Annotated in this window: 3 protein-coding genes; 2 read left to right on the plus strand and 1 reads right to left on the minus strand. The window is 76.0% G+C overall.

The genetic code is table 11. From position 1 onward, the window contains the following. Positions 1-607: 607 nt before the first annotated feature. Complete coding sequence (locus tag HUW36_RS28780) at positions 608-1,186, minus strand: DinB family protein (protein WP_174530992.1); 579 nt, start codon at positions 1,184-1,186, stop codon at positions 608-610. Between the two features lie 94 nt (positions 1,187-1,280). Here HUW36_RS28780 and HUW36_RS28785 point away from each other — a divergent pair, with 94 nt between their 5' ends. Both HUW36_RS28785 and HUW36_RS28790 read left to right on the plus strand, forming a co-directional pair. Next, a complete protein-coding gene (locus HUW36_RS28785) occupies positions 1,281-2,294 on the plus strand; it encodes a WYL domain-containing protein (RefSeq protein WP_174530993.1) in 1,014 nt (337 codons plus the stop codon). Positions 2,295-2,389: 95 nt separating this feature from the next. Continuing rightward, positions 2,390-3,335 (plus strand): S1 family peptidase (locus tag HUW36_RS28790; protein ID WP_174530994.1); only part of this gene is annotated, 946 nt, incomplete at its 3' end.

Here is a 3,335-nt window from a genome sequence, read left to right on the forward strand (position 1 = left end):
CACCGCTCTGAACACTCTTTCCCTACACGACGCTCTTCCGATCTGTGGCCCGCCACAGTCCGCGCGGTGGCGCCTGCGCGGTCGGCACCAGGGCGATCACCATCTCGCCCAGGGCCCGTCGGTCCGCCGCCGGCCACCGGTCGGCCAGCGAGCGGACGATCTCGGCGGTCGTGCGGGGCGTGTCGTCGGGCAGCGCCGCCCGGCCGGCCGCGGCGAGTTCGTCGAGGTCCACCCCGTCGAACGCGCCGCGGTAGACCCCGAGCACCCGCTGGCGCAGCATGGCGTCGTGGCGGGACCGCCAGGCCAGCACGTCCGCCGCGGTGAGCAGGTGCACGGTGCGGCGCATCAGGTGCGTGCGCACCAGTCGGCGCCGCACCAGCAGCTCGGACGGCTCCGCCGGGTCGAGGTGGCGCAGCCGCGACCAGAGTCCGACGTACGGCTCCTGCGGTTCCTGGGCCTGCAGGCCGCACAGGTGCGCCACCGCGTCGGTGACCGGCAGGTCGGCGCGGTCGAGCAGCAGCTGCCGGGCCAACGTCGCCCGGTTCAGGGCCCGGTCGTCCAGCACGGTCATCCGGATGCTCCGTCCTCTGCGTCGAGGCGGGCCGGCTCAGGTGGTGGTCTGCCCGTCGAGGGTCTCGCGGAGGATGTCCGCGTGCCCGGCGTGCTGCGTCGTCTCGGCGATCACGTGGATCAGCACCGCCCGGGCGCTCATCACGGTGCCGGGCTCGTTCCACGGCGCGTCGGGCACCGGCCGGGTCGCCGACAGGTCGTCGAGGGCGGCCACGACCTGCTCGGTGCGGGCCGCGACCCGCGCGTAGCGGTCGAGGACGGCGGGCAGCGTGTCCTCGGGCAGCATCTGGAAGTCGCGCTCCCGCTCGATCGCCCATCGCGGCAGCTCCCGGGCGGTGCCGGCCAGGAACTCCTCCCACGTGACGCCGTCGGGCAGCGCGAAGCTCATCACGTCGGGGCCCTCGACCACGAACCGCAGCCACGACTCCTCGGTGGACGCCACGTGCTTGACGATGCCGCCCAGGCAGAGCGCGCTGGCCGTCGGCCGCTCGCCGGCCTGCGCGTCGGTGAGGCCGCGCACGGTGTTGGTCAGCATGGTCCGGGCGGTGGCGAGCGCCCTGAGCAGGTCGGCCCGCTCGGCGTCGAGGGTGGTGGTGGTCGTGGTCGCGGTGGTCACCGTGGTGGGTCCTTCCGGTCGGGATCGGGTGCGGGTCCACCCTCGCGGGCATAGCGGTCAGGTTGTGTCCGCTACTGCGGGCAGAATGCGGGACATGCCGACGACGTCCGCCCGACTGCTCGCCCTGCTGTCCCTGCTCCAGGCCCGCCGGGACTGGCCGGGCACGGTGCTGGCCGACCGGCTCGGGGTCAGCGCCCGCACCGTGCGCCGCGACGTCGACCGGCTCCGCGAGCTGGGTTACCCGATCGCGAGCACCCGGGGCCCGGACGGCGGCTACCGGCTGGGCGCCGGCTCGGCGTTGCCGCCGCTGCTCTTCGACGACGAGCAGGCCGTGGCGCTCACGGTGGCGTTGCAGACCGCGGCCACCACGGTCACCGGCATCGAGGAGGCCGCCGCGCGGGCGCTGGCCACGGTGCGGCAGGTGATGCCGTCGCGGCTGCGCCACCGCGTGGACGCCCTGCGGGTCGTCGCCGTGCAGCGTGCCGGCGCCGCGGCGGAGCCCCGGGTCGAGCCGGGCCTGCTGATGACGCTCAGCGCCGCCGTCCACGCCCGCGAGGTGCTGCGCTTCGACTACCGCGGCGCCGCCGCGGAGCCGGCCGGGGACCCGCCGCCGCGCCGGGCGCAGCCGCACCACCTGGTCACCTGGGGCGGGCGCTGGTATCTCGTCGCCTGGGACCTGGACCGCGACGACTGGCGCACGTTCCGGGTGGACCGGATCAGCCCGCGGACGCCCACCGGGCCCCGGTTCACGCCCCGGGAGCTGCCCGGCGGCGACGTGGCGGCGTTCGTCGCCGGCCGGTTCCGAGGCGCCACCGGCCCCGGCGACTGGCCGTGCCGGGGCGAGGTGATCCTCGACCTGCCCGCGAAGGTGGTGTCCGCGTGGACCCGCGACGGGCTCGTCGAGGAACTCGGGCCGGACCGCTGCCGGCTCGTCCTCGGCGGCTGGTCGTGGCCCGGCCTCGCCGCCCTGTTCGGCCGCTACGACGCCGACATCGAGGTGGTCGGGCCACCCGAACTGCGGGACGCCTTCGCGTACCTGGCCCGGCGCTACGCCGACGTGGCGCGCCCCGGCCCGGCCGCGTCCGCGGCCCCCGACGTCCGTCCATGATCGACCGGCACGAGGTCGCGCCGTCGATCGTGGACAGGGCATGATGGATCCGGGTCCGACGGGGGCGCGGGCCACGGACGACCGCGGGGGCCGACGTGACCGTACGCGAGGCGCGCCAGATGCCGATCGAGTCGGCGCTGGTCCGCGTCTGGCGAGGGGACGCGCCGGTGGGTGCGGGCTTTCTCGCCGGGCCGACGCACCTGCTCACCGCGGCGCACGTGGTGGCCGACGCGCTGGGCCGCCCGTCCGGTGTCCCGTCGCTCACCGGGGAGGTCGAGGTCGACTTCCCACTGCTCGCGCCCGGCCGCCGGCACCGCGCCGAGGTGATCGCCTGGCAGCCCGTCGGGGCCGACGACAGCGGCGACGTCGCCGGTCTCCGCCTGCTCGATCCCCCGCCCGAGCAGGCCCGGCCGCTCTCCTTCGCCCGGCACCGCGCGCTGTCCGACGCGCAGCTCGTGATGGTCGGTTTCCCGCCCAAGCTGGAACTCGGCAGCTGGGTGTACGGCCGCACCGGAGGCAGCGTCGCCACCGGCTGGGTGGAGATCCTCAGCGACGACCGGCGTCCCTCCACCCTGGACCGCGGCTTCTCCGGCTCGCCGGTGTGGGACACCGAGGTCGACGCCGTGGTGGGCATGGTGGTCCGGAAGGTCACCGGAGCGCCGCCGCGGATCGGCTACCTGGTGCCCACCGACCGGATCCTGCCGGTCTGGCCCGAGCTGGCCCGGTCGGCCGAGAGCGACAACCCGTTCCGCGGTCTGCGGGCCTTCGGCGAACAGGACGCCGACCTGTTCTTCGGCCGCACCGAGCAGGCACGCCGGCTGGCCGAGCAGGCGACGAGCGTCCGCGTGCTCTGCCTGGTCGGTCCGTCCGGCGTGGGCAAGTCGTCGCTGCTGCACGCCGGGGTCCTGCCCCGGCTGCGTGACCGGCCGCGCCTCGGCGTCGCCGTGCTGCGCCCCGGCGACGCCGATACGCCGTTGCTCGCGCTCGCGCTGGCGCTCGACCGGCTCACCGACGCCGATCCGAGTCCCGCCAGCCGGCTCG

Source organism: Micromonospora maritima, assembly GCF_902825405.1.
Taxonomy (GTDB): Bacteria; Actinomycetota; Actinomycetes; order Mycobacteriales; family Micromonosporaceae; genus Micromonospora; species Micromonospora maritima.